The organism is Pseudomonas sp. KB_12 (genome assembly GCF_052114545.1).
Lineage (GTDB): Bacteria > Pseudomonadota > Gammaproteobacteria > Pseudomonadales > Pseudomonadaceae > Aquipseudomonas > Aquipseudomonas brassicacearum.
In genome coordinates this window covers 20,658-37,690 of sequence record NZ_JBFREY010000043.1, presented here as the reverse complement: position 1 = coordinate 37,690, position 17,033 = coordinate 20,658, and the positions used below count along the sequence as shown (strand labels likewise).

At 62.8% G+C, this 17,033-nt stretch carries 14 protein-coding genes; 1 reads left to right on the top strand and 13 read right to left on the bottom strand.

Features of this window, described 5'->3' with window-relative positions; genetic code table 11:
- Positions 1 to 167: 167 nt before the first annotated feature.
- The 12 genes from AB4Z20_RS25190 to AB4Z20_RS25135 form a co-directional block, all read right to left on the bottom strand.
- Complete coding sequence (locus AB4Z20_RS25190) at positions 168 to 2,102, bottom strand: methyl-accepting chemotaxis protein (RefSeq protein WP_253471246.1); 1,935 nt, start codon at positions 2,100 to 2,102, stop codon at positions 168 to 170.
- A gap of 151 nt (positions 2,103 to 2,253) precedes the next feature.
- Positions 2,254 to 3,546: an adenylosuccinate synthase gene (locus tag AB4Z20_RS25185; protein ID WP_003186407.1), complete on the bottom strand. Its 1,293-nt coding sequence runs from the start codon at positions 3,544 to 3,546 to the stop codon at positions 2,254 to 2,256.
- Positions 3,547 to 3,600: 54 nt separating this feature from the next.
- Positions 3,601 to 4,788, bottom strand: a complete 1,188-nt coding sequence (locus AB4Z20_RS25180; RefSeq protein ID WP_253471244.1) for an ATP phosphoribosyltransferase regulatory subunit — start codon at positions 4,786 to 4,788, stop codon at positions 3,601 to 3,603.
- A gap of 325 nt (positions 4,789 to 5,113) precedes the next feature.
- A complete protein-coding gene (gene hflC, locus AB4Z20_RS25175) occupies positions 5,114 to 5,983 on the bottom strand; it encodes a protease modulator HflC (protein WP_253471242.1) in 870 nt (289 codons plus the stop codon).
- Positions 5,983 to 7,155: an FtsH protease activity modulator HflK gene (gene hflK, locus AB4Z20_RS25170; RefSeq protein ID WP_214511450.1), complete on the bottom strand. Its 1,173-nt coding sequence runs from the start codon at positions 7,153 to 7,155 to the stop codon at positions 5,983 to 5,985. The genes hflC and hflK overlap by 1 nt, the downstream gene beginning before the upstream one ends.
- Positions 7,156 to 7,240: 85 nt before the next feature.
- A complete protein-coding gene (gene hflX, locus AB4Z20_RS25165) occupies positions 7,241 to 8,542 on the bottom strand; it encodes a ribosome rescue GTPase HflX (protein WP_003197227.1) in 1,302 nt (433 codons plus the stop codon).
- Positions 8,543 to 8,554: 12 nt separating this feature from the next.
- Positions 8,555 to 8,815, bottom strand: a complete 261-nt coding sequence (gene hfq, locus AB4Z20_RS25160; RefSeq protein ID WP_003186419.1) for an RNA chaperone Hfq — start codon at positions 8,813 to 8,815, stop codon at positions 8,555 to 8,557.
- 91 nt (positions 8,816 to 8,906) lie between these two features.
- Positions 8,907 to 9,878: a tRNA (adenosine(37)-N6)-dimethylallyltransferase MiaA gene (miaA, locus tag AB4Z20_RS25155; RefSeq protein ID WP_214511451.1), complete on the bottom strand. Its 972-nt coding sequence runs from the start codon at positions 9,876 to 9,878 to the stop codon at positions 8,907 to 8,909.
- On the bottom strand, positions 9,878 to 11,791 hold the full coding sequence (gene mutL / locus AB4Z20_RS25150; protein ID WP_214511452.1) for a DNA mismatch repair endonuclease MutL: 1,914 nt from the start codon (positions 11,789 to 11,791) through the stop codon (positions 9,878 to 9,880). Before mutL ends, miaA begins: the two co-directional genes overlap by 1 nt.
- Positions 11,788 to 13,218 carry an N-acetylmuramoyl-L-alanine amidase gene (locus tag AB4Z20_RS25145; protein ID WP_013692130.1) on the bottom strand — a complete coding sequence of 477 codons (1,431 nt, stop codon included), beginning with the start codon at positions 13,216 to 13,218 and terminating at the stop codon, positions 11,788 to 11,790. The genes mutL and AB4Z20_RS25145 overlap by 4 nt, the downstream gene beginning before the upstream one ends.
- A 3-nt stretch (positions 13,219 to 13,221) precedes the next feature.
- A complete protein-coding gene (gene tsaE / locus AB4Z20_RS25140; RefSeq protein WP_003197219.1) occupies positions 13,222 to 13,689 on the bottom strand; it encodes a tRNA (adenosine(37)-N6)-threonylcarbamoyltransferase complex ATPase subunit type 1 TsaE in 468 nt (155 codons plus the stop codon).
- The gene (locus AB4Z20_RS25135) at positions 13,677 to 15,176 is read right to left on the bottom strand and encodes an NAD(P)H-hydrate dehydratase (protein ID WP_442090829.1); all 1,500 of its coding nucleotides are present in this window, start codon (positions 15,174 to 15,176) and stop codon (positions 13,677 to 13,679) included. The genes tsaE and AB4Z20_RS25135 overlap by 13 nt, the downstream gene beginning before the upstream one ends.
- Before the next feature lie 63 nt (positions 15,177 to 15,239).
- Between AB4Z20_RS25135 and queG the strand changes: the two genes are divergently transcribed.
- On the top strand, positions 15,240 to 16,319 hold the full coding sequence (gene queG / locus AB4Z20_RS25130) for a tRNA epoxyqueuosine(34) reductase QueG (protein WP_442090827.1): 1,080 nt from the start codon (positions 15,240 to 15,242) through the stop codon (positions 16,317 to 16,319).
- Here queG and AB4Z20_RS25125 read toward each other — a convergent pair.
- A complete protein-coding gene (locus AB4Z20_RS25125) occupies positions 16,301 to 16,915 on the bottom strand; it encodes a trimeric intracellular cation channel family protein (RefSeq protein ID WP_253478387.1) in 615 nt (204 codons plus the stop codon). The two genes, queG and AB4Z20_RS25125, sit on opposite strands and share 19 nt — an antisense overlap.
- Between the last annotated feature and the right edge of the window lie 118 nt (positions 16,916 to 17,033).

Genomic DNA, 17,033 nt, shown 5'->3' with positions numbered 1-17,033 from the left:
AGGCACCGAGTGGTGGGGCAAAAGCGTTTTGCTTACTTTTGCGCTTTTCAAAAGTGAGCCGCCGTCAGGGCGGAACCCTAAGTGGCCGTTACCGCAGCAATGGATATGTACTCAATCAGACCGCCATCGCGAGCAAGCTCGCTCCCACAAAGGTACCCGCCGCCAGATCAGGCCCGGAACTGCCCCAAACTCGCCTTCAACTGCGCCGCCAGACCATCGAGCACCTTGCCGCTGGCCGTGGTCTCGACCACGGCCTGGGCCGCCTTCTCGGCCTGGGCATGGATGGTTTCCACCCGCCCGCGCACCGCTTGCGCGCCCTGGGCCTGATGAGCCGCGGCCTGAGTCGCCAGGCCGATGGCCGCATGCACCTGCTCTACGGACGCCTGCACCGACTGCTGCAACCGCGCGCTGTCTCGCAGCACCAACAGGCCTTCGCTGGCCTGGCGCCCGGCCTGGCCGATAGCGGCCACCGCCTCGCGAGCGCCCTGCTGCAAGGCCACGATATGCGCCTGGATATCGCCCGTTGAGCTTTGGGTCTTGCTCGCCAGGGCCCGCACCTCATCCGCCACCACCGCAAACCCGCGCCCGGTTTCCCCGGCCCGCGCCGCCTCGATGGCCGCGTTCAAGGCCAACAAGTTGGTCTGCTCGGCGATGCCGTGAATCACCGTCAGCACCACTTCGATCTGCTCGCTCTGCTGCGCCAGCCGCTCGATCACTTTCGCCCCAGTGTCTACCTGCCCGGCCAACGCCTCGATCAAGCCACTGACCTTGGCCGAAGTGCGGGTGTTTTCATCGGTGGCCTGACGGATCTCCACGACCTGCCGCAAAGCCGCCTGCATCGCCTGGCTTTCCGATTGAGCCTCATCCGCCATTTGCGACAGCGCACGCAGGCTCTCGGCCACCTCATCACGCTGCATCCCGGCCGCCGCATCGGCACCGGAGTTACGCAAAGTCATCGCACCGATTTCCACACCGGTACGCTGGGCCACATCGCCCGCCTCGCGCACGATGGGTTGCAACTTATCCACAAAGCGATTGACCGCTGACGCCATGTCGCCGATTTCGTCCTTGCTGTTGATTTGCACGCGCTTGGTCAGGTCACCCTCGCCTGCCGCCAGGTCGTTCATGGCCGCAATAAGCAACTTCAAGCGATTGACCACCCGACGCCCCAGCACCACGGCCAGCAGCACCAGCACGCCGAAGCCCACCAGCGCCAGGCCCAGGCCAATGCGCCAGCGCAATGTGCCGGCAGCTTCCTGCACGGTGCTAGAGGTATTGGTCTGCATCTGCGTGGCGGTGGCCTGGGCCGATTCCAGACGACCGCGCATGGCGGTGGCACTGTCGGCCGCCGCCCCCTTGAGGCTGTCACCGACCAACTGATCGCTGCTGGCGATCAAGGCCGAGAAGCGCTGGTCCAACGCCTTCAGGTCAGCTTCAACGGAAGCCGTGGAAACGCCCATCAATACTTTACCAATCTCTACGCCGTTGGGGCTGATCGAGGCTTCGAGGTAATACACCGAGGGGTCGCTCTTCGCCGCATCCAGCACTTTGTCCAACGCCCGCTCGCCCTTGCCTTTTTCCAGCAGCGCCTTGTTGATCGGGTTTTCCCGGTTCAGGTAGCGAGTCAGGTGCTCACCACTGGCGTCGTCATAAATAACGAACAACACATTAGGGTTGCGCTGGGCCCGGCGGGCGAATTCGGAAAGGGTCGGTATGTCGCTGTCCCACATGGCGCGGGGCGCGACCGAGGCCAGGAGTTGCGCCATATCGTTGGCGGAATCCTTGAGCGATTTCTCGAGTGTCGTGCGCAACTGCGCCTGCTCGTCCTTCAGGCGCGTCGATAAACCGGCGGTGAGGCGCTGACGAGTGCTGGCAGACAAACTGTCCAGGCTTGAGGTGACCTCGCGTCCGGCCTGCTCCAGCTCGCCAGACAATTTCTGACTATCACCCCCCAGCCGGGCCCCTAGCTCGGCCTCCAGCGCGGTGACCGTGCTTCGGGTCAGCGCGACGGCCACGAGCACCTGCACCAAAAGGGCGATACCCAGGGTAACGAAAACAGGCCGCAGTAGACGGCTTTGTAACAGTGAGAGAACGGCCGACACAGGGGAATCCCTCTACTAAACGCCATTAAATTGATGGCACTTCAAAGAAGCACTTATTGTTAACGATGCATAGCAAAGGTCGTGCCGTTCGGCAGGCAGATACGACAAAGGCCCCAAACGAGGGGCCTTTGTTTTTTACATCAACGACTTATCAGGCAAATGGGTGACGCAGAACGATGGTTTCGTTGCGGTCCGGCCCCGTCGAAATAATGTCGATCGGCGCACCGACCAACTCTTCGACACGCTTGATGTAGTTGCGGGCCGCCACTGGCAGCTCTTCCAGGGTCTTGGCGCCCACGGTCGATTCGGTCCAGCCTGGCATCTGCTCGTACACCGGCTCCAGGCCGATGTAGCTGTCGGCGTCGGTCGGTGCGTCGATGACGGCGCCGTCCTGGTTCTTGTAGCCCACGCAGATGTTGATGGTTTCCAGGCCGTCCAGCACGTCCAACTTGGTCAGGCACAGGCCCGAGATGCTGTTGACGTCGATGGCGCGACGCAGGATGACGGCATCGAACCAACCGCAACGACGGGCACGGCCGGTGGTAGCGCCGAATTCGTGGCCACGCTTGGCCAGGAAGGCACCGACGTCGTCGAACAGCTCAGTCGGGAACGGACCCGAACCCACGCGAGTGGTGTAGGCCTTGGTGATACCCAGGATGTAGTCCAGGTACATCGGACCGAAGCCCGAACCCGTGGCGATGCCGCCGGCGGTGGTGTTGGAGCTGGTGACGTACGGGTAGGTCCCGTGGTCGATGTCCAGCAGCGAACCCTGGGCACCTTCGAACATGATGTCTTTGCCAGCGCGACGCAGCTCGTGCAGCTCGGCAGTGACGTCGAGCATCATCGGCTTGAGCAGCTCGGCGTACTCCATGCACTCGTCCAGGGTTTTCTGGAAGTCGATGGCCGGCTCTTTGTAGTAATTGACCAGGACAAAGTTGTGGTAGTCCAGCAACTCGCCCAGCTTGGCGGCGAAACGCTCACGGTGGAACAGGTCACCGATGCGCAGGCCACGACGGGCTACTTTATCTTCGTAGGCCGGGCCGATACCGCGACCGGTGGTGCCGATCTTCAGCTCGCCACGGGCCTTTTCACGGGCCTGGTCCAGCGCGACGTGATAGGACAGGATCAGCGGGCAGGACGGGCTGATACGCAGGCGCTCGCGCACCGGTACGCCTTTTTCTTCCAGCTTGATGATTTCCCGCAGCAAGGCGTCGGGAGCAACCACCACACCGTTGCCGATCAGGCACTGGACGCCTTCGCGCAGCACGCCCGACGGAATCAGGTGCAGGACGGTTTTTTCACCGTCGATCACCAAGGTGTGACCTGCGTTGTGGCCACCCTGGTAGCGCACTACGGCGGCAGCATGTTCGGTCAGCAGATCAACGATCTTGCCTTTGCCCTCATCACCCCACTGGGTGCCCAGGACTACGACATTCTTACCCATAACACTTGTCCTCATTCGCGCAAACTTGGTGCCGGCCGCAGCCGGCAGGAAAACTCAAGAAGCCAGCGGCAATACTTGCCAAAGCCCGTTCTGCTGAATCAATTGCCGGTCGCAGTCCGCTTCACGGGCGGCGGCCAAAGGTTGCCCAGGCAAAGCCTGGACGACACGCTGACCCTCACTGCGCAACTGGCAGACTGCTTGCCAGAGTGCCGCATCCGTACTGTCAGGCATCCAGATACCGCCAGACGGTAGCTCGACTTCAGCACGCCCCAGGGTCACCAGGGTTTTCAAATCGGTAGAGAAACCGGTCGCCGGACGAGCACGACCAAAGTCGGCACCGATGTCGTCATAACGGCCGCCCTGGGCGATGGACTGGCCCACGCCCGGGACGAACACGGCAAAGACGACACCCGTGTGGTAGTGATAACCGCGCAATTCACCCAGGTCGAAATACAGCGGCAACTCGGGGAAACGCACCGACAGACGCTCGGCAATCGCCAACAAGTCGTCCAGCGCCGCCAACACAGGCGCCGGCGCGTGAGCCAGGCGTTCACGGGCAGCGGCCAATACTTCACGTCCGCCACACAGGCCCACCAGCGCCCGCAGCATCTCCGACAGATCGGCCGGCAGGCCCTCGGTCAGGCTGATGACTTCGTCGATGGCCTTGCGTTGCAGGGCATCGAACAGCTGTTGCTCCACTTCGCCGGACAAACCGGCCGCACGGGCCAGGCCGCGATAGATGCCGACATGCCCCAGATCCATATGGACATCCGGCACGTCAGCCAGTTGCAGCATGGCCAACATCAGGCTGATGACTTCTACGTCGCTGCTCGGACTGGCGTCGCCATACAACTCGGCGCCCAGCTGGATCGGGCTGCGCGAAGACGACAAGGCACGCGGCTGGGCATGCAGCACACTGCCGGCGTAGCACAGGCGGCTCGGACCTTCACGGCGCAGGGTGTGGGCGTCGATGCGCGCCACTTGCGGCGTGATGTCGGCACGAAAGCCCATCTGCCGGCCCGACTGCGGGTCGATAACCTTGAAGGTGCGCAGGTCCAGGTCCTGGCCCGCGCCAGTGAGCAGGGATTCCAGGTACTCGATATGCGGGGTAACGACGAACTCGTAACCCCAACTCTGGAACAGATCCAACACCTGCCGACGCGCTACTTCGATACGCGCAGCTTCCGGTGGCAGTACTTCTTCGATGCCATCTGGCAGCAGCCAGCGGTCTACCGTTGCCATTACGCCATTCCCCTATGGTCCGGGCGGCCAGCTTTCGGGCTGGCCTTGAGTGAAGCAGAAAATGCCTGCGCCAGGCGCGCATCCTGGGCGAAAAGCGCGCAAGAGCGACGTGACGAATGGCCCGCAATCGGCCTCGCCCAGCACTTCCCTCGAAAAACCTGTCGAGTCTTTCAACCCGACGCCTGCACCTGTGAACCGCAATCGAACGTGCAGACGCAAAAAAGCCGGGAATTTCCCGGCTGCCGCATCATACACACGTTTTCCCAAAGGATCACCCCGCCCGACGCTTTAGCCGCCGGGCGGAGTGCCTCAGGTCAACGTCGCATCAAGGCTTGGCCTTTTCCAGGTAGCGGAAGAAGTCACTGCTTGGGTCCAGGACCATGACGTCGGATTTGTTCGCAAAGCTTTCACGGTAGGCACGCAGGCTACGGTAGAACGCGTAGAACTCCTGATCCTGACCATAAGCCTTGGAGTAGATCGCAGCGGACTGGGCATCACCATCACCACGGACCTCTTCCGATTCACGATAGGCTTCGGCCAGCAACACACGGCGTTGACGATCGGCGTCGGCACGAATGCCCTCGGCCAGCTCGTTACCCTTGGCGCGGTGCTCGCGGGCTTCACGCTCACGCTCGGTGCTCATCCGCTCGAACACGCTGCGGTTCACTTCCTTCGGCAGGTCGATGGCCTTGACCCGGACATCGACCACTTCGATACCCAGCTCTTTTTCCGCCATCGTGTTCAGCGAACGGGTGATGTCGGCCATGAGCGCATCACGCTCACCGGACACCACTTCATGCAGCGTGCGCTTACCGAACTGGTCACGCAGGCCCGATTCCAGACGACGGGACAGACGCTCGTCGGCGATCTGCTTCAGGCCCGAGGTCGCGGTGTAGAAGCGCTCGGCATCCTTCACGCGCCACTTGGCATAGGCATCCACCATCACGGCTTTCTTTTCCAGCGTCAGGAAGCGTTGCGTCGGCGCATCCAGCGTCATCAGGCGGCCGTCGAACTTGCGCACCTTGTTGACGTACGGCACCTTCACATGCAGACCCGGCTGGACATCAGGCTGAACCACGCGACCGAATTGCAGCAACACCGCGCGCTCGGTCTGAGCCACGATGTAGAAGCAGTTCCAGGCAGCGATCGCCACGACGACACCGACAATAAGGGCGATCAGCGATTTATTGCTCATCAGCGACTCTCCCTGGTACGTGCTTGCTGTTGCTGCAGGTCCGCCGCCGCACGAGCATTGGTTTCATTGCTGGCGGCCGCCGAACTGGTCGCCGGCGTGCTGGTGTTGCGCCCGCTCTCGACCATCTTGTCCAGCGGCAGGTACAGCAGATTGCTCTGGCCGTTCTTGTTGCCGGTCACGAGGACCTTGCTGGTGTTGCTGAAGACTTCCTGCATGGTGTCCAGGTACAGACGCTCACGGGTGACTTCTGGAGCCTTGCGATATTCAGCCACCAGCTTGGTGAAGCGATCGGCCTCACCCTTGGCGCGGGAGACCACTTCGTCACGGTAACCGTTGGCATCCTCGATGATGCGCTGGGCCTGACCACGGGCTTCCGGTACAACGCCGTTGGCATAGGTTTCGGCCTGGTTGCGCGAACGCTGCTCGTCTTCACGGGCACGGATCACGTCGTCGAAGGCCTCCTGGACCTCACGCGGGGCTGCCGCGCTCTGGACGTTGACCTGGGTGACGGTGATACCGGTGCGATAGGTGTCGAGGAACCGCTGCAGGCGCTCCTTGATTTCGCTGGCCATCAGTTCACGACCTTCGGTCAGCACCTGGTCCATGGCGGTGGAACCCACCACATGGCGCAAGGCACTTTCGGTCGCGTGCTGCAGGCTGGTTTCCGGCTGGTCGACGTTCAGCACGAAGTCCTGCAGGTTGGTGATCTTGTATTGCACGGTCAGCGGCACTTCGACGATGTTCTCGTCTTCGGTCAGCATCTGGCCCTGCTTGGTGTACGCCCGCTCACGCGTGACGTTTTCCAGGTACTTCTGGTCGATCGGCGGGAAATAGATATTCAGGCCCGGCCCAACCGTCTCGTAGTACTTGCCGAAGCGCAGCACCACGGCCTGCTCCTGCTCGTCCACGACATAGACCGCGCTGTACAGCCAGACAGCCGCCAGCACGACCAGACCGATGCCGAGCAGGCCGAAACCGCCGCCCTTGCCCGGACGACCGCCACCCTCGTCACCGCGTTTTTTACCACCACCGAACAAACCGTTCAGGCTTTCCTGCAGCTTTCGGAAGGCCTCGTCGAGATCCGGCGGCCCCTTGCGGTCGCCGTTGTTACGACGCTTGCCACCCCAAGGATCCTGATTATTCGAGTTGCCACCCGGCTCATTCCAAGCCATAGCGCTCTCCATCTGATAAAGCAAAGACGCACCCACGGCGCGCCGACCAATGCTACAGAATGCCTGACACAGCTTTCTCAGGCTTTTATTGCAAAGTGTGTTGCTCGATGAATTCCATCGGTTGCAGCCCTTCGCGGCTGACCAGCCGATTGAGCTCCGCCCGAGGCAGGCGAACCGCCAGCAGGCAGACGCCTTCGTCGTCGTGTTCTTCTTTTTGCACGGCCCCCAGCTCAAAGAACTGGGCTCGCAGCCGGGCGAAACGTTGCGGCAACTTCAGGGTGCCCACAAACAGATCGTTGCCCAACAGCTCGGCCACAGCCTGCTTGAGCAGGTCCAGGCCGGTGCCATCACGGGCCGACAGCCAGACCCGTTGCGGCTTGCCGTCGGCATCGCGCTGGATCTGCGGCTCCACGCCTTCGAGCAAATCGAGTTTGTTGTATACCTCGAGGATCGGCAAGTCCTGGGCTCCGATCTCGCCCAGCACCACCATCACCTGCTCGATCTGCAGCATCCGGTCCGGCTCGGCGGCATCGATCACGTGCAGCAGCAGGTCGGAGTTGCTCGACTCTTCGAGCGTAGCCCGGAAAGCCTCGACCAGTTTATGCGGCAGGTGACGGATGAAGCCCACGGTGTCGGCCAGCACGATCGGCCCGAGGTCGTCCAGGTCGAGCCGACGCAGGGTCGGGTCGAGCGTGGCGAACAATTGGTCGGCGGCGTAGACGTCGGATTGGGTGACGTTATTGAACAGGGTCGATTTGCCGGCGTTGGTATAACCCACCAGTGAAACCGTCGGGATATCCGCACGCTTGCGGCCGCGTCGCGACTGCTCGCGCTGGCTGCGGACCTTTTCCAACCGCCCCTTGATCTGGCGCAGGCGCACCCGCAACAGGCGCCGGTCGGTTTCCAACTGGGTTTCACCCGGGCCGCGCAGGCCGATACCGCCCTTCTGCCGCTCAAGGTGAGTCCAGCCGCGAACCAGCCGCGTACTCATGTGCTCAAGCTGGGCCAGTTCGACCTGGAGCTTGCCTTCATGGGTGCGGGCGCGCTGGGCGAAAATATCGAGAATCAGCCCCGTACGGTCGATCACGCGACACTCGAAGACACGTTCGAGGTTACGCTCCTGACTGGGCGTGAGGATGTGATTGAAAATCACCAGATCGACCTGTTCGGCCTTGACCAGGTCGCGCAACTCCTCGACCTTGCCACTGCCGATCAGGAACTTGGCGGTTGGCCGATGACGCGGCACGTTGAAAAACGCGACGGTCTCGGCGCCGGCCGAAAGTGCCAATTCCTGAAACTCCTGCGGATCTTCGCGCGCCTCAGGGTCCTGTCCATCCAAGTGAACGAGAATGGCCCGTTCACCACCACCGTGGCGCTCAAAGAACAAAGGAGGCTCCTATCAGGCGTTACCCGGTTCAGCGTCACCGCCTTCGGATTCGGTTGCGCTAGGCAGACGAATCGGACGAACTGGCACGACTGTCGAGATCGCGTGCTTGTAGACCATTTGGCTGACGGTGTTTTTCAGAAGGATGACGAACTGGTCGAAAGACTCGATCGTGCCTTGCAGTTTGATCCCGTTGACCAGATAGATGGACACCCCAACTTTCTCTTTACGTAAAGTGTTCAAGTAAGGGTCTTGTAGCGAATGCCCTTTTGACATGTGCCGCACTCCTTTAAGGATCAATAATAAAAATCGGAATCAGATGGCTTGGGCCGTCACACCCCCAAGGATAGACGGCAATTGCAAGGACTCAGCTCAATATGGAGATGGTCCCAAGGTATTTCAAGGCGCGTGGCAGATTGTCGCAATCGAGACTGTCGAGCCAATGCAAGTCAGTCCAGCTGCGCAGCCAGGTGAACTGGCGTTTCGCCAATTGGCGCGTGGCAATGATCCCACGCTCCTGCATCTCGGCTGACGTCAGCTTGCCGTCCAGGTAATCCCAGACTTGTCGATAACCTACCGCACGTATAGACGGCAACCCGGCATGCAGGTCACTTCGCTCACGCAGGGCTACGACCTCGTCTATGAACCCCTGTTCCAACATTAATGTGAATCTTTGTTCAATTCGCCGATGCAGCACTTGCCGGTTCGCCGGAGCGATGGCCAGATTCGCGACAGTATAGGGCAATTGTTGCAGTCCCGAAGCGGCTGCTTCAGTACTTTGCGCAGATTGTCGCTGGCGCAGGGCCGTCATGCTCTGGCCGCTGACCCGATAAACCTCCAGGGCCCGACTGAGCCGCTGCGGGTCATTGGGGTGAATACGCGCCGCCGATTCCGGATCGATGATCGCCAATTGCTCGTGCAGGGCTTGCCAGCCAAGGCGCGCGGCCTCTTCTTCAATCTGCGCACGCACCTCGGGATCGGCTGCCGGCATGTCCGCCAACCCATCGACCAAGGCCTTGTAATACAGCATTGTGCCGCCCACCAGCAGCGGGATCTTGCCCCGCGCGGTGATCTCGGCCATGGCCTGGAGCGCGTCACGCCGGAAATCGGCCGCCGAATAAGCCTCGGCCGGGTCGAGGATGTCGATCAGGCGATGGGGAAATTCGGCCAGCAGTTGTTTCGAAGGCTTGGCGGTGCCGATGTCCATGCCCCGGTAGACCAGGGCCGAATCGACGCTGATCAACTCGCAGGGCAGGACCTTGGTCAACTCGATGGCCAGGTCGGTCTTGCCGGCGGCGGTCGGCCCCATCAGGAAAATCGCGGGTGGCAACTGGCTCATCAACGACCGCGCAGGAACAGTTTGTCCAGGTCGTCCAGGCCCAATTGGGTCCAGGTCGGCCGGCCATGGTTGCATTGACCGCTGCGCTCGGTGTTTTCCATGTCCCGCAGCAGGCCGTTCATTTCCGGCAGGGCCAGGCGCCGGTTGGCGCGGATCGCGCCGTGGCAGGCCATGGTGCCGAGCAATTCGTTCAGGTGCGCCTGGATGCGGTCGCTGGTGCCGTATTCCATCAAGTCCGCCAGCACGTCGCTGACCAGGCGATTGGCCTCGGCCTGCTTCAACAAGGCCGGGATCTGACGGATCGCCAGGGTTTCCGGGCCCAGGCGCTGCAGTTCGAAGCCCAGGCGCTGGAACCAGGCCACATGCTCTTCGGCGCAATCGGCTTCGCGCTGGCTGACGGCCAGGGATTCGGGCACCAACAGCGGCTGGCCGCTCAAGCCTTCGCTGGCCATGGCGATTTTCAGCCGCTCGTACATGATCCGCTCATGGGCGGCGTGCATGTCCACCAGGACCAGGCCCTGGGCATTTTCCGAGAGGATATAAATGCCTTTGAGTTGCGCCAGGGCATAGCCCAGCGGCGGGATATCGCCTTGGCCGTCGGGCATCGCCGCCGCTCCGGCGTCCGGCAAGGGCTTGAAGAACTCGCGATAGGCCGCCTGGGCCTCGGCTGCCGGCACGTTGGATTGCGGGCGCGGAGTGTATTGATATTGATAGCCGCTGCCGGCACCGCTCCCGGCGGTGTTGTAGCTCGGCTGAGGCTGGGGCTGCTCCAGCAGTGCATTGGCCGCCAGGCGCATTTCGCCCTGCGGCCCGAATTCGCCAGCGTCCAACCCCGTTGGCCGAACCATGCCGCCTACCGCCGCCGGTGCCGCCAGTTGATCTTCCGGACGCACATCGCCCAAGGCGCGGTGCAGGGTGCCGTAGAGGAAGTCGTGGACCATGCGCCCGTCACGGAAACGCACCTCATGCTTGGTCGGGTGCACGTTGACGTCGACCACGGCCGGATCGACTTCGAAAAACAGCACGAAGGTCGGATGCCGGCCATTGAACAGCACATCGCGATAAGCCTGGCGCACCGCGTGGGCCACCAGTTTGTCGCGCACCGCCCGGCCGTTCACGTAGAAATACTGCAAGTCCGCCTGGCTGCGGGAAAAGGTCGGCAACCCGACCCAACCCCACAGGTGCAGGCCATTGCGCTCCACCTCGATGGGCAAGGCCTGCTCCAGGAAACCTGCGCCGCACACTGCGCCGACACGGCGGGCGCGGGCCGCATCATCGTGGGCCTCGTGCAGGCTGAGGATGGTCTTGCCGTTGTGGCGCAAATGGAACGCCACATCAAAGCGTGCCAGGGCCAGGCGCTTGATGACTTCTTGCAGATGATCGAATTCAGTCTTCTCGGCCTTGAGGAACTTGCGCCGGGCCGGGGTGTTGAAGAACAAGTCGCGCACTTCCACCGAGGTGCCCACCGGATGGGCCGCAGGCTGCACGCGGGAGGCCATGTCCCGGCCCTCGGTCTCGACCTGCCAGGCCTGCTCGGCGTCGCGGGTGCGGGAGGTAAGGGTCAGGCGCGACACCGAACTGATGGATGCCAGCGCCTCGCCCCGAAACCCCAGGCTCATGACCCGCTCGAGGTCTTCCAGGTCGCGGATCTTGCTGGTGGCGTGACGCGCCAGGGCCAGCGGCAGGTCGTCGGAAGAAATACCACCACCGTCATCGCGGACCCGCAGCAGCTTGACGCCGCCCTGCTCGACATCCACGTCGATGCGCTTGGCCCCGGAATCAAGGCTGTTTTCCAGCAGTTCCTTGATGACCGACGCCGGGCGCTCGACCACTTCACCGGCGGCGATCTGGTTCGCCAGCCGGGGGCTGAGCAGTTCGATGCGAGCGTTGCTGCCGATCACTTCATCACTCATTGCTGGACCGCCACGTCATTACCGGGAATGGTCAGGGTCTGGCCGATCTTGAGCTCGTCGCTCTTGAGGTTGTTGGCGCTGCGCAAGGTCGCGGGCGACACCTGGTAACGCACGGCGATCATCGCCAGGGTTTCGCCGGGGCTGACCCGATGATCCCGCGGACCTTGGGCGATCTTGCCGGAGTCGCGCAGCCAGGCAATATAGGTGCCTGGCGGTGGGTTCTGCTGGAAGAACTGCCTCACGCCGCTGCTGATGGAACGGGCCAGCGCCTGCTGGTGGTTGGAAGACGACAGCTTGGACGCTTCGTTGGCGTTGGAGATGAAGCCGGTTTCCACCAGGATCGACGGGATATCCGGCGACTTGAGTACCATGAACCCGGCCTGCTCGACGCGCTGCTTGTGCAGCGGCGTGACGCGACCGATGTTGCTCAGGACTTTCTGGCCGACGTTCAGGCTGGAGGTCAACGAGGCCGTCATCGACAAATCGAGCAATACACCGGCGAGCATCCGGTCCTTGTCATCGAGGCTGACGTTGCCGGCACCGCCGATCAGGTCGGAACGGTTTTCGCTGTCGGCCAGCCAACGGGCGGTCTCGGACGTGGCACCGCGGTCGGACAGGGCAAACACCGAGGCCCCGAACGCAGCCGCCGAAGGCGCGGCGTCGGCGTGGATGGAGACGAACAGGTCGGCGCCTTTCTTGCGGGCGATCTCGGTACGCCCACGCAAGGGAATGAAGTAGTCGCCGGTACGGGTCAGTTCGGCGCGGAAGCCTTTCATGCCGTTGACCTGGCGCTGCAATTCGCGGGCGATGGACAGCACCACGTCTTTTTCACGCTGCCCGCGCGAGCCCGAGGCGCCTGGGTCTTCGCCGCCGTGACCGGCGTCGATCACCACGATGATGTCGCGCTTGCCAGCCGGGGCCGGTGGCAGCTTGAGCGCAGGTTCGGTCGGGGTCACCGGCACCGCTGGCACCGTGGCTACATTGGTCGGCGGCGGCGGAGGTGGCGCCGCATCGGCCGGGTTGTCGAACAGGTCCACCACCAGCCGGTTGCCGTATTGGGCATTCGGGGCCAGGGTGAAGCTTTTCGGGGTCACGGCTTTTTTCAGGTCGATGACCACCCGCAGGTCGGTCGGCGTACGCTGGGCCGAACGCATCGCGGTAATCGGCGTGTTGGCCGTCGCCACGTTCAATGGCGCGCCCAGGGACGCGCCGTTGATGTCGATCACCAGGCGATCCGGGGCGGTCAGGGTGAATACGCTGTGCTGCACCGGGCCCGTCAGGTCGAACACCAGCCGTGTGTTGTCCGGCGCCCGCCAGAGGCGAACGCTGTTGACCTTTGTCTCGGCCACAGCATCGACGGCCAGTGCCGTAAGCAACAGTCCTACGACAGCAACCACCGCGCGAAAGCGCATACCAAACCCCATCATCAATTAGTTTTCCAATGCCAAAGCGGCACACCACGACTCGCCACGCGAGCCTTGCGGCGTCAGTTTCAGCGAACGCCCGCCGTTCTGCGCGCCAATGGTAATGGTCAGGTCGGGCTTTGGCAAAAAGCCTGCACCCTTCTGGGGCCATTCGATCAGACACAAGGCGTCATCTTCGAAATAATCGCGAATACCGAGGAATTCCAGTTCCTCAGGATCCACCAGTCGATACAGGTCGAAATGGAAGGCGCGAATGTCGCCGATCTCGTAGGGCTCGACCAGGGTGAACGTAGGGCTCTTGACGGAGCCGACGTGCCCGAGGCCGCGAATGATGCCACGGGATAGGGTGGTTTTCCCCGCACCGAGGTCGCCTTCGAGAAAAATCAGGCCGTGGCCGGCGGTGATCTGCGCGATGCGGGCGCCAAATTGTGTCATGGCTTGTTCGTCCGCCACGTACAGGGTTACTTCAGACACGGTGAATGCTCCTCCAACAACTGACGAATGACCGAAATCAGATCGGTGGCCGCCACCCCACGACCCGAGCGACCGGCCTGGGCACCGGCATTGGCATGCAGCCAGACCGCCAGGCAGGCGGCCTCGAACCCCTCCATGCCCTGGGCCAGCAAGGCGCCGACCACACCGGCCAGCACATCCCCCAGGCCTGCCGTGGCCATGGCCGGATGGCCCTGGCTGCAAACCGCCAGGCGACCGTCCGGGCTGGCAATCAGGCTGCCGGCGCCCTTGAGGATCACCGTGGCGGTGTATTTCTGGCTCAATGCATGGGCCGCCGCCGGACGGTCGGCCTGCACCTGGGCTGTGGATAACTCCAACAACCGCGCCGCCTCGCCCGGGTGCGGGGTGATGACACACTGTTCAGGCAGGCGAACCTCGCCGCTGCTCAACAAGTTCAACGCATCCGCATCCCACACTTGCGGCAGCGGCGCATTGGCCGCCGCCGACAACAGGCTGCGTCCCCACGCGGCCTGGCCCAAGCCCGGCCCGACCACCAGCACGCTGGCCTGCTGGAGCAAGCCCATCAATTGGTTCGCCGAATGGGTGCCTTGCACCATCACTTCCGGCAAACGCGTCAGCGCGGCGGCTACGTGCTCGCTGCGGGTCGCCATCGAAACCATCCCCGCACCGCACCGCAGGGCGCTTTCGGCGCTCATCTGGATAGCGCCGCCAAAGCCCCGGTCGCCACCGATCAACAGCACGTGACCGAACTTGCCTTTGTGGGACGTGGCGGCGCGAGGCGTCAGACGTGGCAGATTATGGGGTGAGAGCAATCGGGCACTGGCCGGTGCCGCGTCAACAATATCTGGATCGGCGTGCAGGTCATTGAACACCAGTTCACCGACCCGGTCCGCCGCTTCGCCGGTAAACAGGCCCAGCTTCAAGCCAATAAAGGTCACGGTGAGGTCGGCCACCACCGCCGTGCCCAGCACCCGGCCGGTATCGGCGCACAAGCCCGAGGGGATATCCACCGCCGCGACCGGCAGACCGCTGACGTTGATCGTATCGATAGCCCGCACATAAGGCTCGCGCACATCACCACTCAAGCCCGTGCCGAGCAGCGCATCCAGCAACACGCCGCGCAACTCGACCTCATCCGACCACGGCTCCATCGGCACGCCCACCGCCACCGCCTCGGCGTGGGCATTGGCGGCGTCGCCCTGCAAGCGTCGGGGCTCGCCCACTGTCAGTACCCGCACCGACCAGCCGGCGCGCCGGGCCAGGGTCGCGACCAGGTAGCCATCGCCAGCGTTGTTGCCATGCCCGGCCAGCACCGTCAGCTCATGGGCGTCAGGCCAGCGCCGGACGATCGCTCGCCAGGTGGCGCGGGCGGCGCGCTGCATCAATTCGAAACCGGCGGTGCCGGCCGCGATCAGTTGTGCGTCGAGGGCCCGGACCTGCGCGGCGCTGTACAGCGCGTCGGGAAAATCATCTTTAGTGTGCGGCATGCGTCTTCGGGCTCCGATGTCTGGCAGAATTATACGCATCTCAGCTCTGGTTTCTCTCGCCTCATGCCTGCCATTCCCACAGACCTCCCCGCCCTCGCCCAATCCATCAAGGAGTGGGGCCGCGAGCTGGGCTTCCAGCAGGTCGGCATCAGCGGCCTGGACCTTGCCGAGCATGAGCAGCACCTGCAACGCTGGCTCGATGCCGGGTACCACGGCGAAATGGACTACATGGGCGCCCACGGCAGTAAACGCTCGCACCCCGAGGAACTGGTACCAGGTACGCTGCGGGTGGTGTCCCTGCGCATGGACTACCTGTCGGGCGATACGCACATGGCGCAAATGCTCGGCCAACCGGAGAAAGCCTACGTCTCGCGTTATGCATTGGGCCGCGATTACCACAAATTKATCCGTAAACGTGTGCAGCAACTGGCAGAAAAAATTCAGGCGGTGATCGGCCCCTTCGGCTATCGCGCCTTCGTCGACAGTGCTCCAGTCCTGGAAAAAGCCATCGCTGAACAGGCCGGCCTGGGCTGGATCGGTAAAAACACCCTGGTGTTGAACCGCAAGGCCGGCAGCTATTTCTTCCTGAGCGAGCTGTTTGTCGACCTGCCGCTGCCGGTGGACCCGCCCCATGCCAGCGAACATTGCGGAAAATGCACCGCGTGCCTGGACATATGTCCTACGAATGCCTTCGTCGGGCCCTACGTGCTCGATGCTCGCCGCTGCATTTCCTACCTGACCATCGAACTGAAAAGCGCCATCCCTGAGGAACTGCGGCCGTTGATCGGCAACCGGGTGTTCGGCTGCGATGACTGCCAGATCGTCTGTCCATGGAACCGCTTCGCCCGGTCGTCCGGGGAAAGCGACTTCAAGCCACGGCACAACCTGGACAATGCCGGGCTGGCCGAGCTGTTCATGTGGGACGAGGACAAATTTCTCAGCAGCACCGAAGGCTCGCCGCTGCGCCGCGCCGGTTACGAGCGTTGGCTGCGCAACCTGGCAGTGGGCCTGGGTAATGCGCCGTCAACGATTCCCGTGCTGCAAGCGCTGGAGGCGCGACGCGACTACCCGTCGGAGCTGGTGCGCGAGCACGTGGAGTGGGCGTTGCGGCAACATGCCGAGCGTCAAACCTCGTCGTTGTAGACGAACTTCGGCATTTCCCAGTGAAAACGAATCGCCAGGAGCCGCAGCAGGAAACCACCGAACAAGGTAATGAGGATCGCCTGCTCACTCGGCAGCTGCAGGAAGACGCACAGCAGATAGCACCACGCCGCGGCAAACGAAACGCTGGCGTAGAGCTCCCGACGGAAGATCAGCGGAATATCGTTGCAGAAGATGTCCCGCAGAATACCGCCGAACACCCCAGTGATCACCCCGCTGACCGAAGCCACCAGCATGCCATGGCCCATTTCCAGGGCCGTCATGCAGCCGATCAGGGTGAACGCCACCAGCCCCGCGGCGTCGAGCACCAGGAACAATGAACGCAAATGGCGCATCCAGCGCGCCAGGAACACCGTCAACATCGCTGCGGTAGTGGTCAGCACCAGGTATTCGGGGTGTTTGACCCACGTGAGCGGGTAATGACCGAGCAGCACATCACGCACCGAGCCGCCACCCAGCGCCGTGACACAGGCGATCAGCACCACGCCGAACCAGTCCATGCCCCGACGCCCGGCAGACAAGGCGCCGGTCATGGCTTCAGCGGTGATGGCGATCAGATAAAGCATCAGCAACATGATGGCGGTCCTTACGAAAAGGCGCGCAGTCTAGCCATTTCGGGCAGGCACCAAAAGAGGGCGCGCCAACGTCTCTGCCTGAGCGCCATGCCACCAGGTTCAAACGCCCCCCTGTGGCGAG

Bases quoted from the DNA above. Each gene is read 5' to 3' on its own strand.
- AB4Z20_RS25185 (WP_003186407.1), bottom strand. From the start codon at position 3,546: ATGGGTAAGAATGTCGTAGTCCTGGGCACCCAGTGGGGTGATGAGGGC.
- AB4Z20_RS25135 (WP_442090829.1), bottom strand. From the start codon at position 15,176: ATGCCGCACACTAAAGATGATTTTCCCGACGCGCTGTACAGCGCCGCG.
- hfq (WP_003186419.1), bottom strand. From the start codon at position 8,815: ATGTCAAAAGGGCATTCGCTACAAGACCCTTACTTGAACACTTTACGT.
- hflK (WP_214511450.1), bottom strand. From the start codon at position 7,155: ATGGCTTGGAATGAGCCGGGTGGCAACTCGAATAATCAGGATCCTTGG.
- miaA (WP_214511451.1), bottom strand. From the start codon at position 9,878: ATGAGCCAGTTGCCACCCGCGATTTTCCTGATGGGGCCGACCGCCGCC.
- mutL (WP_214511452.1), bottom strand. From the start codon at position 11,791: ATGAGTGATGAAGTGATCGGCAGCAACGCTCGCATCGAACTGCTCAGC.
- AB4Z20_RS25180 (WP_253471244.1), bottom strand. From the start codon at position 4,788: ATGGCAACGGTAGACCGCTGGCTGCTGCCAGATGGCATCGAAGAAGTA.
- AB4Z20_RS25145 (WP_013692130.1), bottom strand. From the start codon at position 13,218: ATGATGGGGTTTGGTATGCGCTTTCGCGCGGTGGTTGCTGTCGTAGGA.
- hflC (WP_253471242.1), bottom strand. From the start codon at position 5,983: ATGAGCAATAAATCGCTGATCGCCCTTATTGTCGGTGTCGTCGTGGCG.